At 73.1% G+C, this 16,533-nt stretch carries 15 protein-coding genes; 5 read left to right on the forward strand and 10 right to left on the reverse strand.

Going from position 1 to position 16,533, the window contains the following annotated elements:
- Nucleotides 1–402 precede the first annotated feature (402 nt).
- Nucleotides 403–2,229 (forward strand): glycoside hydrolase family 15 protein, encoded by a 1,827-nt coding sequence (locus tag D3105_RS06845; protein WP_006123525.1) that lies wholly within the window; start codon nt 403–405, stop codon nt 2,227–2,229.
- 28 nt (nt 2,230–2,257) lie between these two features.
- Here the strand turns inward: D3105_RS06845 and D3105_RS06850 are convergent, their stop codons facing one another.
- Nucleotides 2,258–3,064 carry an aminotransferase class IV family protein gene (locus tag D3105_RS06850; protein WP_118900982.1) on the reverse strand — a complete coding sequence of 269 codons (807 nt, stop codon included), beginning with the start codon at nt 3,062–3,064 and terminating at the stop codon, nt 2,258–2,260.
- 58 nt (nt 3,065–3,122) lie between these two features.
- On the opposite strand from D3105_RS06850, the gene D3105_RS06855 reads away from it, so the two are divergent.
- Together D3105_RS06855 and D3105_RS06860 are read left to right on the forward strand one after the other, a co-directional pair.
- Nucleotides 3,123–3,467 carry a MerR family transcriptional regulator gene (locus tag D3105_RS06855; protein ID WP_118901009.1) on the forward strand — a complete coding sequence of 115 codons (345 nt, stop codon included), beginning with the start codon at nt 3,123–3,125 and terminating at the stop codon, nt 3,465–3,467.
- Nucleotides 3,468–3,591: 124 nt separating this feature from the next.
- The gene (locus tag D3105_RS06860) at nt 3,592–5,217 is read left to right on the forward strand and encodes a PucR family transcriptional regulator (protein ID WP_118900985.1); all 1,626 of its coding nucleotides are present in this window, start codon (nt 3,592–3,594) and stop codon (nt 5,215–5,217) included.
- Nucleotides 5,218–5,288: 71 nt separating this feature from the next.
- Here D3105_RS06860 and D3105_RS06865 read toward each other — a convergent pair whose 3' ends face one another.
- From D3105_RS06865 to D3105_RS06885, 5 genes are all read right to left on the reverse strand, one after another.
- Entirely contained in the window at nt 5,289–6,386 is a 1,098-nt protein-coding gene (locus D3105_RS06865) for a glycosyltransferase family 4 protein (protein WP_118900987.1), read from the reverse strand.
- Nucleotides 6,387–6,672: 286 nt separating this feature from the next.
- A complete protein-coding gene (gene recN / locus D3105_RS06870; protein ID WP_118900989.1) occupies nt 6,673–8,418 on the reverse strand; it encodes a DNA repair protein RecN in 1,746 nt (581 codons plus the stop codon).
- 95 nt (nt 8,419–8,513) lie between these two features.
- Entirely contained in the window at nt 8,514–9,419 is a 906-nt protein-coding gene (locus tag D3105_RS06875; RefSeq protein WP_118900991.1) for an NAD kinase, read from the reverse strand.
- Between the two features lie 8 nt (nt 9,420–9,427).
- Nucleotides 9,428–10,243 (reverse strand): TlyA family RNA methyltransferase, encoded by an 816-nt coding sequence (locus tag D3105_RS06880; protein ID WP_118900993.1) that lies wholly within the window; start codon nt 10,241–10,243, stop codon nt 9,428–9,430.
- A gap of 7 nt (nt 10,244–10,250) precedes the next feature.
- Nucleotides 10,251–10,631: a hypothetical protein gene (locus tag D3105_RS06885; RefSeq protein ID WP_118900995.1), complete on the reverse strand. Its 381-nt coding sequence runs from the start codon at nt 10,629–10,631 to the stop codon at nt 10,251–10,253.
- A 42-nt stretch (nt 10,632–10,673) separates the two neighbouring features.
- Between D3105_RS06885 and D3105_RS06890 the strand changes: the two genes are divergently transcribed.
- Entirely contained in the window at nt 10,674–11,021 is a 348-nt protein-coding gene (locus tag D3105_RS06890; protein WP_118900997.1) for an SCP2 sterol-binding domain-containing protein, read from the forward strand.
- A gap of 33 nt (nt 11,022–11,054) precedes the next feature.
- On the opposite strand, the gene D3105_RS06895 is transcribed toward D3105_RS06890, so the two are convergent.
- Both D3105_RS06895 and D3105_RS06900 read right to left on the reverse strand, forming a co-directional pair.
- Nucleotides 11,055–11,855, reverse strand: coding sequence for an ABC transporter ATP-binding protein (locus tag D3105_RS06895; protein WP_118900999.1), 801 nt, complete (start codon nt 11,853–11,855; stop codon nt 11,055–11,057).
- A gap of 175 nt (nt 11,856–12,030) precedes the next feature.
- Entirely contained in the window at nt 12,031–13,062 is a 1,032-nt protein-coding gene (locus D3105_RS06900) for an HAD-IIA family hydrolase (RefSeq protein ID WP_118901001.1), read from the reverse strand.
- 72 nt (nt 13,063–13,134) lie between these two features.
- Here D3105_RS06900 and D3105_RS06905 point away from each other — a divergent pair, with 72 nt between their 5' ends.
- Nucleotides 13,135–14,415: a DUF1015 family protein gene (locus D3105_RS06905; protein WP_118901003.1), complete on the forward strand. Its 1,281-nt coding sequence runs from the start codon at nt 13,135–13,137 to the stop codon at nt 14,413–14,415.
- 71 nt (nt 14,416–14,486) lie between these two features.
- On the opposite strand, the gene D3105_RS35710 is transcribed toward D3105_RS06905, so the two are convergent.
- Together D3105_RS35710 and D3105_RS35715 are read right to left on the reverse strand one after the other, a co-directional pair.
- The gene (locus tag D3105_RS35710) at nt 14,487–15,182 is read right to left on the reverse strand and encodes a tetratricopeptide repeat protein (RefSeq protein WP_206272668.1); all 696 of its coding nucleotides are present in this window, start codon (nt 15,180–15,182) and stop codon (nt 14,487–14,489) included.
- On the reverse strand, nt 15,179–16,285 hold the full coding sequence (locus D3105_RS35715) for a hypothetical protein (RefSeq protein ID WP_165890973.1): 1,107 nt from the start codon (nt 16,283–16,285) through the stop codon (nt 15,179–15,181). Before D3105_RS35715 ends, D3105_RS35710 begins: the two co-directional genes overlap by 4 nt.
- Nucleotides 16,286–16,533 lie beyond the last annotated feature (248 nt).

The following is a 16,533-nucleotide window of genomic DNA, read 5'->3' on the forward strand; positions in this document are numbered from 1 at the left end:
CCGTGGTCGCGATTCTGAGGTGCGAACGGCAGCCGAACCGGGGATTCCGGGGGTGCCGTCGCTGCGGTTCGGGGGCCTCGTCCGCTGTCAGAGACGACCACCGTCCACGGGCTACCAGGGTAACAGCGACGGGGGGAGGCTGCTTCCGGCCACACCCTGCACAAGGGCGTCACACCATCACCTCAGGCATTTCACGTCCCACCCGATCAGCTCAGAGATCTTGCGGGCACCGTCGCGCGGATCTTCGTGGTGCGTCGTATCCTGCTCAAACACTCGCTGCCGAGACGGCCGGGCGGCGGCACCACCCAGGCCGCCCACCGGTACAGGAACTCGTCGGATCTTCCCGGGTGAAAGACCCTACGACCCCCTTGACCCGCAGTAAGCGCCCTTTGACGGGGCGACATGGCCGTTCGACTGGAGACGCACGTGGCCGGGCGCATCGAGGATTACGCACTCATCGGAGACATGCAGACCGCAGCCCTGGTCTGCCGGGACGGCACAGCGGACTGGCTGTGCCTCCCCCGCTTCGACTCGCACGCCGTCTTCGCGGGGTTGCTGGGCACCGAGGAGCACGGCTTCTGGCGCCTGGGCCCCGCGAGAGCGGAGGGAACGGAACCGGCCTCCGCCGACCGGCGGCGCTACCGCGGTGACTCCCTCATCCTGGAATCGGAGTGGGACACACCGCGCGGCACCGTGCGGGTGACCGATTTCATGCCCCCGCGTGACGGAGCACCCCAGCTCATCCGGATCGTGGAGGGTGTCAGCGGCCGGGTGCCGATGCGCTCGGAACTGCGGATGCGGTTCAGCTACGGCCGGGTGACACCGTGGGTTCACAAGGTGGACAACCGTACGGTCGCGGTCGCAGGGCCCGACTCGGTCTGGTTGGACACCGAAGCGGAAACGTATGGCCAGAATCTGACCACGTACTCCGACTTCACGGTGGGCCCCGGCGACCGGGTGGCGTTCACGATCAGCTGGCAGCCCTCGCACCACGAGCCGCCCGCGCTCCCCGAGCCGGAGAACTCGCTGGAGGCGACGGAGAACTTCTGGCGCGAATGGGTCGAGCAGTGCACGTACCACGGGCCCTACCGGGAGGCGGTTGTCCGCTCCCTGATCACGCTCAAGGCCCTCACCTACGCCCCGACCGGCGGCATCGTCGCCGCGCCGACGACGTCGCTGCCCGAGGAGATCGGGGGCGTACGGAACTGGGACTACCGCTACACCTGGCTGCGGGACGCCGCGATCACCCTCTCCTCGCTGCTGCGCACCGGCTACCGGGAAGAGGCCCGCGCCTGGCGTGAATGGCTGCTGCGGGCGGTGGCGGGCGACCCGGAGAACCTCCAGATCATGTACGGCATCGCCGGTGAGCGCGAGCTCGGCGAGGCGGAGCTGGACTGGCTGCCCGGTTACGAGAACTCCACCCCGGTCCGCGTCGGCAACGGCGCCGCGAACCAGCTCCAGCTGGACGTGTACGGCGAGGTCACCGAGGCGCTGCACCTGGCGCACATGACGGGTCTGACCCGCAACGACTACGCCATGGGCCTCCAGCTGAAGCTGATCGAGTATCTGGAGAAGCACTGGGAGGAGCCCGACGAGGGCATCTGGGAGGTGCGTGGGCCGCGCCGCCACTTCGTGCACTCGAAGGTGATGGCGTGGGTCGCGGTCGACCGGACGATCAAGCTGGTCGAGTCCGGTGACGTCGAGGGCCCGCTGGAGCGGTGGTACGAGCTCCGCGACGACATCCACCGGGACGTCTGCGAGCGCGGCTACGACAAGGAGCGGAACACCTTCACCCAGTCCTACGGGTCGAAGGAGCTGGACGCCTCCCTGCTGCTCATCCCGCAGATGGGCTTCCTGCCCCCGGACGACAAGCGGGTCATCGGCACCATCGAGGCGATCCAGCGGGAGCTGTCCACGGAGGACGGCTTCATCCTGCGCTACCCCACCGAGGGCGAGGACGCGGGCGTCGACGGTCTGGAGGGCGACGAGGGCGCGTTCCTGGCCTGCTCGTTCTGGATGGCGGACGACCTCGCGATGATCGGCAGGGTCGACGAGGCGCGCCAGCTGTTCGAGAAGCTGCTGTCGCTCCGCAACGACCTGGGCCTGCTGGCCGAGGAGTGGGACTCGAACCTCCAGCGCCAGGTGGGGAACTTCCCGCAGGCGTTCAGCCACGTCCCGCTGATCGACACGGCCCTGCGGCTGACGGCGAGCGGCGCGTACGTGGGCTGAGGCGTCACCGGACCGCCCATCGCGCTCGTCAGGGCGCGGTGGGCGGTTCGGCTGTGTACGCCCGGTGGAGCGTCTGAAGGAAGTGCGGCGCGGCGGGCAGTTCGGTGGGACCGATGCGGTGGACGGGAATGCCGGGGGTCCAGGAGTTCATGACGGCCGCTCCGGCGAGGGCGGGCAGGTCGGCGGGGGTGACCGGGGCGACCCGCTGGCCGATGCCGAGCGCCTCCAGTTGTCTGCGGACGATGCCCAGCGTCGTACCGGTCAGGACCCGGGCCTCGGGCCACACCACCGTGTCGCCGTCCCAGAACACCAGGTTCCAGATGGTCGCCTCGCTGAAGCGGCCCTCCCGGTCCAGGAAGGCGGCGTCGTCGAAGCCGTCGGCGACGGCCTGCCGGAGCAGGTGCGTCTTGGCCACCTCGCCGACGTGCTTGACGTGCGGCAGGAACCGTTCGTGTTCCACCGCTGCCAGGGCGAGCGGTCCGGCGGGGCCGGAGGACGGCGGTCCGGTCCGCACCAGGAGGGTCGGGTCGCCGTCGGCCGCGGCGAACTCGCCTGCCGTGGAGAAGACCGTGGCCGTCAGGGACACGTCGGCCGGTCCCTCGTGCAGTGCCGTACGGAGGTGGGCGCGGACCACGTCGTCGGGCAGGGCGCGGCCGAACAGCTCCACCGACGCGAACCGCAGCCGCTCCAGGTGGAGGTCCAGGCCCCGGATCCGCCCGTCGCGGATCTGTGCGGCGGTGAAGTGGGCATGGCCCGAGAAGGCGAGCGGTCCCAGGTCGTCGGTGGTTGCCGGGCGGCCGTCGAGGTGCGCGATGTGCGGGGAATCTTCGTTCATGACTGGGACGTTAGAGCTTGACACCGGTGTCAAGGTCAAGCGTCGAGGGCGGGGATCCATGCTGATCGGGGAGTTGTCGCGACGGACGGGCGTCAGCGCACGGTCGTTGCGCTACTACGAGGCGCAGGGGCTGCTGGCGGCCCGGCGCGGGACGAACGGCTACCGCGCTTACGACGACGACGCCGTCCTCACCGTGGCGAAGATCCGCACGCTGCTGCGGGCCGGGCTGTCGACGGAGGTGATCCGTGAGGTGCTGCCGTGCGCCGGGGGCGAGCAGCAGGGGTTCGACTGGTGTGCGGAGCTGCGGGAGATCCTGGACGGGGAGCTGGCGGCGATGGACGAGCAGATCGACGCGTTGCGGCGCAGCCGGGGGGCGTTGGTGGGGTTGCTGGGCGAGCGGTGACGGCCCGACCACGGCATCCGGGCCTCCCCTGCCATGCGCACCCCGGGCCCCGGGGCGGTAGCGTCCTGATCAGGACGACCGCCCGGGGTACGGGCGTGGAACAAGGGGAAAGCGGGCCGGGTACGTGGAGAGCCACAGCGGAATCACCGTGCAGCGGGCGCTGGAGCTGCCGGGGCTGCGCGCCGGGCTCCCGGAGGTGGTGGCCGGCGCCGACCGGCTGAACCGTACGGTGCGCTGGGTGCACGCGGGCGAGGTCCCGAACATCGCCTCCCTCCTCAAGGGCGGCGAGCTGCTCCTGACGACCGGTCTCGGCCTGGGCGCCCGCCCAGCCGAACAGCGCGCCTTCGTCCGCCGCCTCGCCGACCGGGGCATCGCGGCCCTGGTGGTGGAGCTGGGCCCGCGCTTCGGCCGGCTGCCCGCCTCGATCGTGGACGCCGCCCGCGCGGCCGGTCTTCCGCTGGTCCAGCTGCACCGCGAGGTGCCGTTCGTCGCGGTGACAGAGGAGGTGCACACCGAGATCGTCAACGGGCACTACGCGCTGCTCCAGCAGGCGGAGGAGGTGCACCGGCGCGCCACCCGGGCGCTGCTCGACGGGGGCGGGGTGCCGCAGGTCCTCGGGATCCTCGCCGACTTCACCGCCAACCCGGTCTTCCTGGAGACGCCCGACGGTCAGCTCCTGTACGCGGCGTCCACCGGGACCGGCCCGGTCGGCGCGGACCCGCTCCAGGTCTGGGAGGGCATGCGCGGCGACCGGGCGGCCCGGGAGTCCCCGCCGACCGGTGCGCTGCTGGTGGACGTGCCCGGCGGCGGGCCCGAGACCGGTTCGGTACGGGCGCGGCTGGTGCTGCTGGCGGTGGCCGGGCCGCTGGCGACCGTGCACCGGATGGCGGCGGAGCGCGCGGCGGGCCTCCTGGCGGTCGTGCTGATGCAGGCCCGGCAGGAGGAGGAGCTGGCGGCCCGGGGCCGGGGCGACTTCCTGACCGACCTGGCGGAGGGCCGGATCGCCCCGGAGGACGCCCCCGCCCAGGCCCGGGTGCTCGGCTTCCGGCCCGGCGACACCCCGCTCCTGCCGGTGGTGATGCGGCTGGCCCCCGAGCTGTCCCCGTCGGGCAACTGGGCGCTGCTGGCACGTGCGGTCCTGGAGGAGCTGGCCTCGGTCGGCGTGCCGGTGCTGCTCGGTGTACGCCCCGTGGAAGGGCGGGTTCCGCTGCTGCTGGGGCTGCGGTCGGAGGGCGAACGGACGGCGGTCGCGGACCGGGTGGCGGCGGCGCTGAGGGCCGGCGTGGAGCGGGCCGGTCTCGACCGGGCCGGGTCGCAGCAGCCGGTGGTCGTGGTCGGCGTCGCGGGCGGCTGGGCGGCGGCGGGCGCAGGGCTGCGGCACGCGTCGGAGACGGCGACGGCCGCGCAGGGCCTCGACGACCGGCCCTGGTACGACGCCCGGCGGCTCGACATCGATCTGCTGCTGTGGCGGCTGCGGGACCATCCGGACCTGGCGGCGTTCGTGAACCGGGCGATCGGTCCGCTGCGCGAGCACGACCGCACCTCGCGCCCGCCGTTGCTGCCGACGCTCCAGGCGTATCTGGCGCACGCGGGCCGCAAGGCGGAGACCGCCCGCGAGCTGCACCTCAACCGCCAGACCCTCTACAACCGGCTGGCCCGGATCGGCGAGCTGCTGGGCACGGACCTGGACGACCCGCAGACGGTGCTGGCGCTGAGCCTGGCGCTACGGGCCCGGCGCCACACGACGTGACGGCGTCGGCCCACCGCCGCACGAGCTGACAGAACCGGCCCGCCGCCGCACCAAACGGAGCAGCACCGTGCTCAGCGGCCGCGCCCCGTCGCCAGCGGCTGCGCCAACTCGTCGTAGACGCTGAGCACATGGGCGATCGTGTCGTCCTCGGTGGGCCAGCCCGCCGCCTGCACCCGCCCGGCCTCGGCGAGCCGGGTCCGCGCCGCCGGGTCCCCGAGCAGCCCGACGACCGTACGGGCGAGGGCCTCGGCGTTACCGTACGGCACCAACTCAGCAGCGTCGCCGACCAGTTCGGGGACACCCCCGACCGCGGTGGCCACCAGCGGCACCCCGGACCTCAGCGCCTCCTGCGCCAGCGGGGAGCGGCCCTCCCACCGGCTCGGCAGCAGGGCCAGATCGGCGGCGGCGACCAACTCCCCCACTCCTTCCCGCGACCCGATGAGGGAGACGGGCAACTCCTCGTCCCTGATCCGACGTTGCAGGGACTCCCGATCGCGCCCCTCCCCCGCGATGACGAGCAGCGGCACGGGGTCCAGCCCCCGCCAGGCGCGGGCCGCGTCCAGCAGGGTGCCGAAGCCGTGCTGCGGCACGAGGCTGCCGACGGCCATCAGCAACGGCCGGTCCACCGCCCCCAGTTCGGCCCGCACCTTGCCCTCGTCGACGACTCCGTCCAGGTGGGCGGGCGGAACGGCGGCGGGGGCGAGCCGGGCATCGCGGGCGCCCCGCTCCCGGGCCCGGTCCACCAGGTCGGAGGAGGGGGCGAGGACCACGGCCGCCGCCCGTGCGGCGCGCCGTTCCAGGAGGTGCAGGATCTGGCGGCGGGCGCCTTCCGCGTACCGCCGGGTGTGCCAGGTCATCACCAGGGGCGCGGTGCGTCCGCTCAGCGCGAGGGCGGTGCGGGCTGCCGCGTGGAGTCCGTGGGCGTGGACGACGTCCGCCCCCGTGCAGGCGGCCCGCAACGCGGCGACGGCGGCCGGGTCGCTGCGCCGGGGCACCGGCAGGAAGCGGGCTCCGGTCGCCGCGAAGTCGTAGGCGCGGTCCACGGCGGCCGGTGCGCAGACGGTCACCTGGACCCCGCGCGCCACCAGCCCGGCGGCCAGCGAACCGACGTGCGCGCTGCTGCCCGCACTGCCGCCGCCCAGGACTTGGACCGTACGCAGCTGTGACACGTTGATTGGCTCCCCGGGGCTCCGGAGTCGGCGGTGAGTACAGCGCCAAGGATGCCAGCCCGTACGCACGTTCCGGGACCGCCGTAACGTTGCTGCCGCACCCACGGCGACAACCGACCACACCGCATCACCCTCACGGGTGAATCACGGGTGAATGATGGGACGCGGGGTTGCCGTCATCGGCGACGGAGGGGTGCAGGCGGGGGATTCCCCGCCCGCACCCGCACGATCACCGGAGCGCGCTACACCGGAGCGGGCCGCGCCGGACGGCACCACGCCCTGCCCCTCACCCGTCGGCGCGCGCCGTGGCGAGCAGCTCCTCGGCGTGGGCGCGGGCCGTCTCGGAGTCCTCCTGGCCCGCCAGCATCCGGGACAGCTCCCGGACCCGGTCCTCGCCCTCCAGGACGGTGACACCGCTCCGGGTCACCGAACCGTCCACGGTCTTCTCGACCAGCAGCTGCCGGTCGGCGAAGGCCGCGACCTGCGGCAGGTGGGTCACCACGACCACCTGCGCGGACTTGGCGAGCTTGGCGAGCCGGCGGCCGACCTCGACGGCCGCCTTGCCGCCGACGCCCGCGTCGACCTCGTCGAAGAGATACGTGGGTACGGGGTCGGAACCCGCGAAGACGACCTCGACCGCGAGCATCACCCGGGACAGCTCACCGCCCGACGCTCCCTTGGCGATCGGCCGGGGCTGGGCGCCCGGGTGCGGGGCGAGGAGCAGTTCCACCTCGTCGGCACCCGAAGGGCCGTAGAGGACGCTCCGCCCGCCGATGTCGATACCGGACGCCTCGTCCGCCGCCTCGGTCTGCCGGATGGCGAAGGAGACCCGGGCGTGCGGCATGGCGAGCGAGGCCAGCTCCTCGGTCACCGCCTCGGCGAACCGGGCGGCGGCCTCCGTACGCGCGTCGGTCAAGGCCTGCCCGAGCACGGAGAGTTCGGCCCGCAGCGCATCGCGCTCGGCGGTCAGCTCGCCGATCCGCTCGTCGTCGCCCTCCAGCTCGGTGAGCCGGCCCGCACCCTCCTGGGCCCAGGCCAGCACGGCCGCGATGTCCTCGCCGTACTTCCGGGTCAGGGCGGTCAGCGCGGCCCGGCGCTCCTCCACGACGGCCAGCCGCACCGGGTCGGCGTCGAGCTGATCGGCGTACCCGGCCAGCTCGCCGGAGACATCGGCGAGCAGGATCGAGATCTCCCCCACCCGGTCCGCCAGCGCGGCCAGCGCCGGGTCGTGGGCCCGGACCCCGTCCAGGGCCTGCCCGGCTGCGGCGACCACGGTGGTGGCGTCGACGCTCTCCGGGTCCTCCGGATTCCCCGCCAGCGCGGTGTGCGCGAGGGAGGCGGCGGAGGCGAGGGCCTCGGCGTGCCCGAGCCGCTCCGCCTCGGCGGCCAGCTCGACGTCCTCCCCCGGCATCGGCTCGACGGCGGCGACCTCGTTCAGCCCGAAGCGCAGCAGATCCGCCTCCTGGGCCCGCTCCCGGGCCCGGGTGGTCAGCTCGTCGAGCTCCGTGGCGACGGCGCGCAGCCGCCGGTAGGCCGCCGCGTACTTGGCGTGCGGGACCTCCACGCCGTCCCCGGCGTACCGGTCCAGCGCGCCCCGCTGCCGGGCGGGCTTGAGCAGGCCCTGCTGGTCGGTCTGGCCGTGCACGGCGACGAGGTCGTCCGCCAGCTCGGTCAGGACCCCCACCGGCACGGATCTGCCGCCGAGGTGGGCCCGTGAGCGCCCTTCGGCCGAAACGGTACGGCTGATGAGCAGCGCACCGTCGTCGAGTTCCGCCCCGGCCTCCTCGGCCCGCAGCGCCGCCGCGTCGCCCTCGGACACGGTGATCCGGCCCTCGACGACCGCGGCCTTGGCCCCGACCCGTACGAGAGCGGGGTCCGCGCGCCCGCCGAGCAGCAGCCCGAGGCTCGTGACGACCATGGTCTTGCCCGCGCCGGTCTCACCCGTGACCGCGGTGAAACCGGGTGACAGCTCCACCACCGCGTCGTCGATGACTCCGAGCGACCGTATCCGCATCTCCTCCAACACGGACATGACCTTACGAGGTCCCGGGCCGGGTGCGCGACGGCCCCCGCTCCCGGATTCACTCTCCCGGGTAGGACGGGGGCCACGAGCCCTGCCGGTGACCGTCAGTGGGGCGCGCCCCGCCACCCCGAGACGGGCAGTGCGAACTTCGCCACCAGACGGTCGGTGAACGAGGCCTGGTGCAGCCGCGCCAGCCGTACGGGCACCGCGCCGCGCCGCACCTCGACCCGGGCACCGGCGGGCAGCTCCACGGTCCGCCGGCCGTCGCACCACAGCACCCCGTGCGGGGTGTGCGGCTGGACCTCGACCGCGAGCACGGAGGTGGGCGAGGTCACCAGGGGCTTGGCGAACAGCGCGTGGGCGCTGATCGGGACCATCAGCAGCGCCTCGACCTCGGGCCAGACGACGGGCCCGCCCGCCGAGAAGGCGTACGCCGTCGAACCGGTCGGAGTCGCGCAGACGATCCCGTCGCAGCCGAACCCGGTGACGGGACGGCCGTCGATCTCCAGGACGACTTCGAGCATCCGCTCGGGCGACACCTTCTGCACCGCCGCCTCGTTGAGCGCCCAGTCGCTGTGCACGACATCGCCGTTGCTGTGCACGAGGACGTCGATCGTCATGCGTTCCTCGACCTCGTAGTCGCGGGTGACGACCCGGGAGACCACCTTGTCGAGGTCGTCGCGCTCGGCCTCGGCGAGGAAGCCGACGCGTCCGAGGTTGACGCCGAGCATCGGCACCCCGGAGGCGCGGGAGAACTCCGCGCCGCGCAGCAGGGTGCCGTCCCCGCCGAGGACGATCAGCAGCTCGCAGCCGTCCACGGCGGAGGGGCTGGTGTCGGTGACCGTCTCCACGGCGTCCGGCAGCGGCAGATCGGCCGCCTCGGCCGCCGAGACGCGTACACCGAGACCGTTGCGCAGCAGCCCCTCCACGACGAGCTCCGCACTGCGGATCGCGGCCGGGCGGCCGGTGTGCGCCAGAAGGAAGACTGTTCGTGCCGTATCGGTCGTCACATTCGTCGTCAACGGGGCCCCTCCGCCACTGCACGGTCGACATCCGCGGGATCCAGCTCGGGTGCGCCGGCCCGCAGCCACAGAAAGTACTCGACGTTGCCCGAAGGACCGGGCAGCGGACTGGCCGTCACCGCGCGGACGCCGAGCCCGAGCTCCCAGGCCCGCCGTGCCACTTCCCGTACGGCTTCGGCGCGCAGCTCCGGGCTCCGCACCACTCCGCCGCTGCCGAGCCGCTCCTTGCCCACCTCGAACTGCGGCTTGACCATGAGGACCAGGTCCGCGTCGGGCGCGGCGCAGCGGGCGAGGGCGGGCAGCACGAGGCCCAGCGGAATGAAGGACAGATCCCCCACCACCAGGTCGACCGCCTCTCCGTCGATGTCCTCCAAGGTCAACTCCCGTACGTTGGTACGGTCCTTGACGACGACCCGTTCATCGGACTGCAGCGACCAGGCGAGCTGCCCGTAGCCGACGTCCACGGCGACGACCTGCCGGGCCCCGGCCCGCAGCAGCACATCGGTGAACCCGCCGGTGGAGGCCCCGGCATCCAGCGCCCGCCGCCCTTCCACCGTCAGCCCGAGCGGCACGAAGGCGGCGAGCGCCCCGGCCAGCTTGTGCCCGCCGCGCGAGACGTAGTCCGGGTCGTCGTCGTCCTGGGTGACGACGATCGCGGCGGCCGTCTCGACCTGGGTGGCGGGTTTGGTCGCGGTGGTCCGGCCGACGGTGACGCGCCCCGCGGCGATCAGCTGGCTCGCGTGCTCGCGCGAGCGGGCGAGCTTGCGGCGTACCAGCTCGGCGTCGAGGCGGCGACGTGCCACTCCTGCCACGTTCGGTTCAGCTCCTGTTGTCGTGACGCGTGTCGTGCGTGCGGTGCGTGTCGTGCGGGCGGTGCGTGTCGTGCGGGCGCTGCGAAGGCGTGGGTACGGGACCGGGTACGGCGGCCGGACGGGCGTCCAGCGAGGTCAGCTCGGCCCGCAGCCCACGGTGTACATCCTCGTACACCTCGATGTGCCCGTCCGCCGGGAGGTGGTCGGCGTCGGCGAGCCGCTCCAGCCGGGCGTCCACCGCCGCGTGGCCGGTGGGGGTGCGCACGACCCCGAGGGGCGCGGGCCCGGCGGGCTCGAAGGAGGGCGCCGCGGCGTCCGACTCCCCGCCCGCCGGCTCATCGGGCGTGCTCACGGGCGGTGTCCCCGCCTCGGGCGTCCAGTCACTCATGCCGAAACGCTACCGCGACCGGCCGGTGTACCGTCGAGCACGATGGCGACCATGGCGGAGTGCCGCAGCGCACTCGACAGACTTTCCGACAACCTCGCAGCCGCCGAGGGCGACGTGCGCAGCGCGGCTGCCCTCGACCGCTCGCTGAGCTGTCACATCAAGGATCTCGACATCACGTTCACCGGCCGGCTGGCCGATGGCCGGATCCGGGTGGCGGACACGGTGGAGGGACCGCCCGGGGAGAAGGCCGAGATCAGGCTCGCGATGACGGGCGACGACCTGGTGGCCCTGGTGGACGGCGACCTGAACTTCGCGAAGGCGTGGGCCTCGGGCCGCGTACGCCTGGAAGCGGGCTTCAGGGACCTGCTGAAACTGAGGTCCTTGCTGTAATCAAGCCCGCCCGGCGATTGAGGACAAAGCCTTTCAGGCGGCAACCTTCCGCGCCTTGCGCGCGGCCGGCACGACGAGCGGCGTCCCCGTCTCCGGATCGTCGATCACCTGGCACCGCATCCCGAACACCCGCTCCACCAGCTCCGCGTCGACGACGTCCGAGGGAGCCCCCTCGGCGACGATCGCCCCGTCCCGCATCGCGATGAGATGCGTGGCGTACCGCGCGGCGTGGTTCAGATCGTGGAGCACGGCGACCAGGGTGCGCCCCTGCGTCTCGTGCAGTTCGGCGCAGAGGTCCAGCACGTCGATCTGGTGCTGGATGTCCAGGTACGTCGTCGGCTCGTCGAGCAGCAGCAGCGGCGTCTGCTGGGCCAGCGCCATCGCGATCCAGACCCGCTGACGCTGACCGCCGGACAGCTCGTCGACATAGCGCTCGGCCAGCTCGGCCACCCCGGTGGACTCCATCGACTCGTTCACCACCCGCTCGTCCTCCGGCGACCACTGCCGCAGCAGCCCCTGGTGGGGGTAGCGGCCGCGGGCGACGAGGTCGGCGACGGTGATCCCGTCGGGGGCTATGGAGGACTGCGGCAGCAGCCCCAGCGTCCGGGCGACCTTCTTCGCGGGCAGCTGGTGGATGGTCTGCCCGTCCAGCAGCACCTGCCCCCGGCTCGGCTTCAGCATCCGGGCGAGGGCCCGCAGCAGCGTCGACTTGCCGCAGGCGTTGGGCCCGACGATCACGGTGAAGGAGTTGTCGGGAATCTCGACCGAGAGGCTTTCGGTGATGACCCGCTGGTCGTAGCCGAGGGTCACCGATTCCGCGGTGAGGCGCTGCATGGTCGTACTCCCGGAGTCGGTGAGGTGAAGCGGTACGGCGCGGGGCACGGGCGGACCACCGAGCGGCACCAGGTTAGGTTAACCTATCTTCCTCTGTGCGCCACAGGTCCCGGTGGCCGCCCCGCACGCCCAACACCCTCACGGGCAAGGGGCGTCGGACGGCACCGGGGGCGGTTCAGAGCTGGAGCCCGGCGATGGCCTTCCCCGCCTCGAGCTCGCACACACCCGCCCCGGCGAACGCCCAGGCCGCCGCGCAGAGCGCCCGCAGCCCGTCGATCGCGTCGCCTTCCCCGTCCAGGGCCAACGCGTCCCCGCGCACAGCGGCCGTCCATCCCCCGCAGCGGTACGCGTCCCCGTCCGACGTCACCTCGGGCTGCCCGGTCAGAAGGCCCCGCAGGTCCCGGTCGACATAGGTCGGCCGGTGCTCCGGCGGGGCGGCGAGGAGCTGCGCCGCGTCGGTCACCCCGGTCAGCACGAGCAGCGAGTCCACGCCCCCGTTGAACGCCCCCTCGATGTCCGTGTCCAGCCGGTCCCCGACGACGATCGGCCGCTTCGCCCCGGTCCGCAGCACGGTCTCGCGGTGCATCGGCGGCAGCGGCTTCCCCGCCACCTGCGGCTCGGCCCCGGTGGCGATCCGTACGACCTCGACCGCGGCCCCGTTGCCGGGCGCGATGCCCCGGGCGCTCGGGATGGTCAGGTCGGTGTTGGACGCGAACCACGGCAGCCCGCGCCGGATCGCGTAGCTCGCCTCGGCGAACCGTCCCCACGTCATGTCCGGCCCGCCGTACCCCTGGACCACGGCGGCCGGGTCGTCGTCCGCCGACTCCACCGGCTCAAGACCGCGCTCCCGCAACGCGACCCGCAGCCCTTCACCGCCGATCGCCAGGACCCTTGCCCCGGGCGGCAGTTGGTCGGCCACCAGCCGGGCGACGGCCTGGGCGGAGGTGATCACGTCGGAGGGTTCGGCGGGCACACCCAACTCCGTCAGATGCTCCGCCACCGCGTCCGGCGTCCGCAGGGCGTTGTTGGTGACGTACGCGAGGTGCATGCCCCCGGCCCGCGCGGCGGCCAGCGAGTCCACGGCGTGGGCGATGGCCTCGCCGCCCGCGTACACCACCCCGTCGAGGTCGAGGAGAGCCGTGTCGTACGCCTCGCTCAGCGCCGTGGCGCTCCCCGACGGCCGAACGCTGTCCTGCTGGTGGCTCATATGACTCGCTCCTCTTCACTCTGCGTCTGCCCCGATCATCGCGTATGCCCCAGACACACATACGATGCCCTGATGAACACTTCAGGTCCCGTCGACCAGGGGCTGCGGCTGATCCCGTTCCGCGGACTGCGTTACGTCCCCGAGCGGGTCGGCAGCCTTGCCGCCGTGACCTCGCCCCCGTACGACGTGGTCGTCCGGCCGGACGGGCTGCACCACCTGGAGTCCGCGGATCCGCACAACATCGTGCGCCTCATCCTCCCCCAGGCCGACACGGCCCGGGACCGGCACCGGCAGGCGGCCGACACGCTGGACCGCTGGCTGGCCGAGGGGGTCATCGCCCCGGACCCGGACCCGGTGCTGTACGTCTACGAGCAGCGCAACGACGAGATCCTCCAGCGGGGCCTGATCGGCGCCCTGGCCCTCTCCCCCGCCGCCGAGGGCATCGTGCTGCCCCACGAGGGCGTCATGGCCGACGTCGTCGCGGACCGCGCGGAGCTGATGCGTACCACCGGGGCCCATCTGGAGCCGCTGCTGCTGACGTACCGCGGCGACGGGGGTACGCCGACGGGGGTGGGCGCGGTGATCGACCGCACGGTCCTGCGGGAACCGCTGCTCGCCACGACGACGGAGGACGGCTTCCGGCACCGGTTGTGGGCCGTGACGGACGCGTCGGACCGGCGCGAGATCGAGACGGACCTCGCCCGGCACCAGGCGCTCATCGCGGACGGACACCACCGCTGGGCCACCTACCTCCGGCTCCAGCAGGAACAGAGCGCCCCGGGCCCCTGGGACTACGGCCTGGTCCTCCTCGTCGACACGGCCCGCCACCCGCTCCAGGTCCGCGCCATCCACCGGCTCCTGCGCGGGCTGCCGGTCTCCCGGGCCCTGAAGGCGCTCACCGGCCACTTCCGCGTCCAGCAGGTCGAAGGGCCGCTCCCCCGGGCCCTCGGCGCCCTGGCCGAGGCGGCGGCCGCCGGCAACGCGTTCCTCCTCGCCGGCGACGGAGGCTTCCACCTGGTGGACCGCCCCGACCCGGCCCTGCTGGCCCGCACCGTCCGGGCGGACCGCCCCGACGCCTGGCGCACCCTGGACGCGACGGTCCTGCACTCGGCGCTGCTCGACGAGGTGTGGCGGATCCCGGACGCACCCGAGCACATCGGCTACATCCATGACACGGCGGCAGCCGTCGAACAGGCGGAACGCCTCGACGCCACGGCGGTCCTGATGCATCCCGTACGCGAAGAGGTCGTCCGGGACCTGGCCCGGCAGGGCGTGACGATGCCCCGCAAGTCGACGTCGTTCGGCCCGAAGCCGGCCACGGGCCTGGTCATACGGAGCCTCGCCCTCGACTGACCACCCACTGACGGAAGAAAAAGAAGGGGCGGCACTCCGACCGGAGTGCCGCCCCTTCTTCTCATCAGCTGTCAGTCCCTGGTGGAACCGTCCGCGGGGCCGTCCTCGTCACGAGGCGCGGCCTCATCGGCCGCGTCCGCCTCGTCGTCACCGAGGACGTCGACGAACTCCACACCGTCCAGCTCGGCGAGCCGGTCCGACGCGTCCGTAGCACCGTCCTTGTCGGCCTCCAGCGCCTTCCCGAACCACTCCCGGGCCTCGTCCTCTCGCCCGGCCTCCAGCAGGGCGTCCGCGTACGCGTACCGCAGACGCGGGGTCCACGGCTGCACGGAGCTGGACGCCAGCTCGGGGCTCTGGAGCGTCACGATGGCGGCGTCGATCTGGCCCATGTCGCGTCGGGCCCCGGCGGCCACGAGCCGCATCTCGACCTGCCCGGCCTTGTCCAGCTTCTGCACCTCGGGCTCGCCGGCCATGGCCATCGCCCGCTCGGGCCTCCCGAGCCCGCGCTCGCAGTCCGCCATGACGGGCCACAGCTCCACGGACCCGGTCATCCGCCGGGCCGCCCGGAACTCGGCGAGCGCCTCGGCGTACTTCTGCGTCGCGTACGCCGCGAACCCGGCCGCCTCACGGACCGCGGCGACGCGGGACGCGAGCCGGAGGGCGATGCGGGAGTACGCGTACGCCTCCTCGGGGTCCTCGTCGATCAGCCGGGCGACCATGACGAGGTTGCGTGCGACATCCTCGGCAAGGGTCTTCGGCAGGCTCATGAGCTCCTGGCGGACGTCCTTGTCGATCTCGTCGCCCGTGACGTCGTCCGGAATCGGCAGCCGCTTGATCGGCTCGCGGTCGCGGTCACGGTCATCGCGGCGGAATCCACCACGGTCCCGGTCGTCACGCTGGCCACCGCGGTATCCACCGCGGTCGTCGCGCCGGAACCCGCCACCACGGTTGTCGTCGCGACGGAAGCCGCCACCGCGGCTGTCGTCCCGACGGAAGCCGCCGCCGGAACCGCCCCGGTCCCGGTCGCGGTCGTCGCGACGGAAGCCGCCGCCGGAGGGCCGGTCATCGTCGCGACGGGGGCCGCGCGGACGGTCGTCCCGCCGGTCGAAACCACCACTGGGACGGCTCCCCCGGTACCCGCCACGGTCGTCATCACGACGGGGCCCACGATCCCGGTCCCGGTCGCGGTCGTCACGACGGAAGCCACTGCCGGAGGGCCGGTCTTCGTCACGACGGGGGCCGCGCGGACGGTCATCCCGCCGATCGAAGCCACCGCCACGATTGTCGTCTCGACGGAACCCACCGCCGGAGCCACCGCCCCGGTTGTCGTCACGACGGAACCCACCAGAAGGCCGGTTGTCGTCGCGACGGAAGCCGCCGCCGGAGGGCCGGTCGTCGTCACGGCGAGGGCCGCGCGGACGGTCATCCCGCCGGTCGAAACCACCGCCACGATTGTCGTCACGACGGAAACCGCCGCCGGAGCCACCGCCACGATTGTCGTCGCGACGGAAGCCGCCGCCGGAGGGCCGGTCATCGTCACGGCGAGGGCCGCGCGGACGGTCGTCCCGCCGGTCGAAACCACCACTGGGACGGTCGCCTCGGTACCCGCCACGGTCGTCATCACGACGGGGCCCACGATCCCGGTCCCGGTCGTCACGACGGAAACCGCCACCGGAAGGCCGGTTGTCGTCCCGACGGAACCCACCGCCGGAACCGCCGCCACGGTTGTCGTCACGGCGGAAGCCGCCACCGGTCGGCCGGCTGTCGTCACGGCGCGGGCCGCGGTCGCGGTCGCGATCCCGATCGTCGCGGCGGAAGCCGCCACGGTCGTTGTCGCGTCGAGGTGCGCCGGAACCGGACCGGTCGTCACGACCACCGCGGTAACCGCCCCTGTCACCGCCGTCCCGGCGACGCGGCTCGCGCTCCGGACGGTCGTCGGGAGAGTTGGTGGACATGGGTGTGACTCCTGTCTTCGGGTACCACAGACATTCTCGCGCAGCCGACCAGCCGACGCGCTTCGGGAAAAACAAAAGGACCCCTGGTCCCAGCGTGAACGCTGGGACCAGGGGTCCTTGAAAGATTGTTCGGCGGCGTCCTACTCTCCCACAGGGTCCCCCC

The organism is Streptomyces globisporus (assembly GCF_003501885.1).
GTDB classification, from domain to species: domain Bacteria; phylum Actinomycetota; class Actinomycetes; order Streptomycetales; family Streptomycetaceae; genus Streptomyces; species Streptomyces globisporus_D.

Excerpts from the sequence above, each read along its gene's own strand:
- D3105_RS06885 (WP_118900995.1), bottom strand. The coding sequence starts at position 10,631 with ATGAGTGACTGGACGCCCGAGGCGGGGACACCGCCCGTGAGCACGCCC.
- D3105_RS06850 (WP_118900982.1), bottom strand. The coding sequence starts at position 3,064 with ATGAACGAAGATTCCCCGCACATCGCGCACCTCGACGGCCGCCCGGCA.
- D3105_RS06900 (WP_118901001.1), bottom strand. The coding sequence starts at position 13,062 with ATGAGCCACCAGCAGGACAGCGTTCGGCCGTCGGGGAGCGCCACGGCG.
- recN (WP_118900989.1), bottom strand. The coding sequence starts at position 8,418 with ATGTCCGTGTTGGAGGAGATGCGGATACGGTCGCTCGGAGTCATCGAC.
- D3105_RS06895 (WP_118900999.1), bottom strand. The coding sequence starts at position 11,855 with ATGCAGCGCCTCACCGCGGAATCGGTGACCCTCGGCTACGACCAGCGG.
- D3105_RS06905 (WP_118901003.1), top strand. The coding sequence starts at position 13,135 with ATGAACACTTCAGGTCCCGTCGACCAGGGGCTGCGGCTGATCCCGTTC.
- D3105_RS35710 (WP_206272668.1), bottom strand. The coding sequence starts at position 15,182 with ATGAGCCTGCCGAAGACCCTTGCCGAGGATGTCGCACGCAACCTCGTC.
- D3105_RS06890 (WP_118900997.1), top strand. The coding sequence starts at position 10,674 with ATGGCGACCATGGCGGAGTGCCGCAGCGCACTCGACAGACTTTCCGAC.
- D3105_RS06845 (WP_006123525.1), top strand. The coding sequence starts at position 403 with ATGGCCGTTCGACTGGAGACGCACGTGGCCGGGCGCATCGAGGATTAC.
- D3105_RS06855 (WP_118901009.1), top strand. The coding sequence starts at position 3,123 with ATGCTGATCGGGGAGTTGTCGCGACGGACGGGCGTCAGCGCACGGTCG.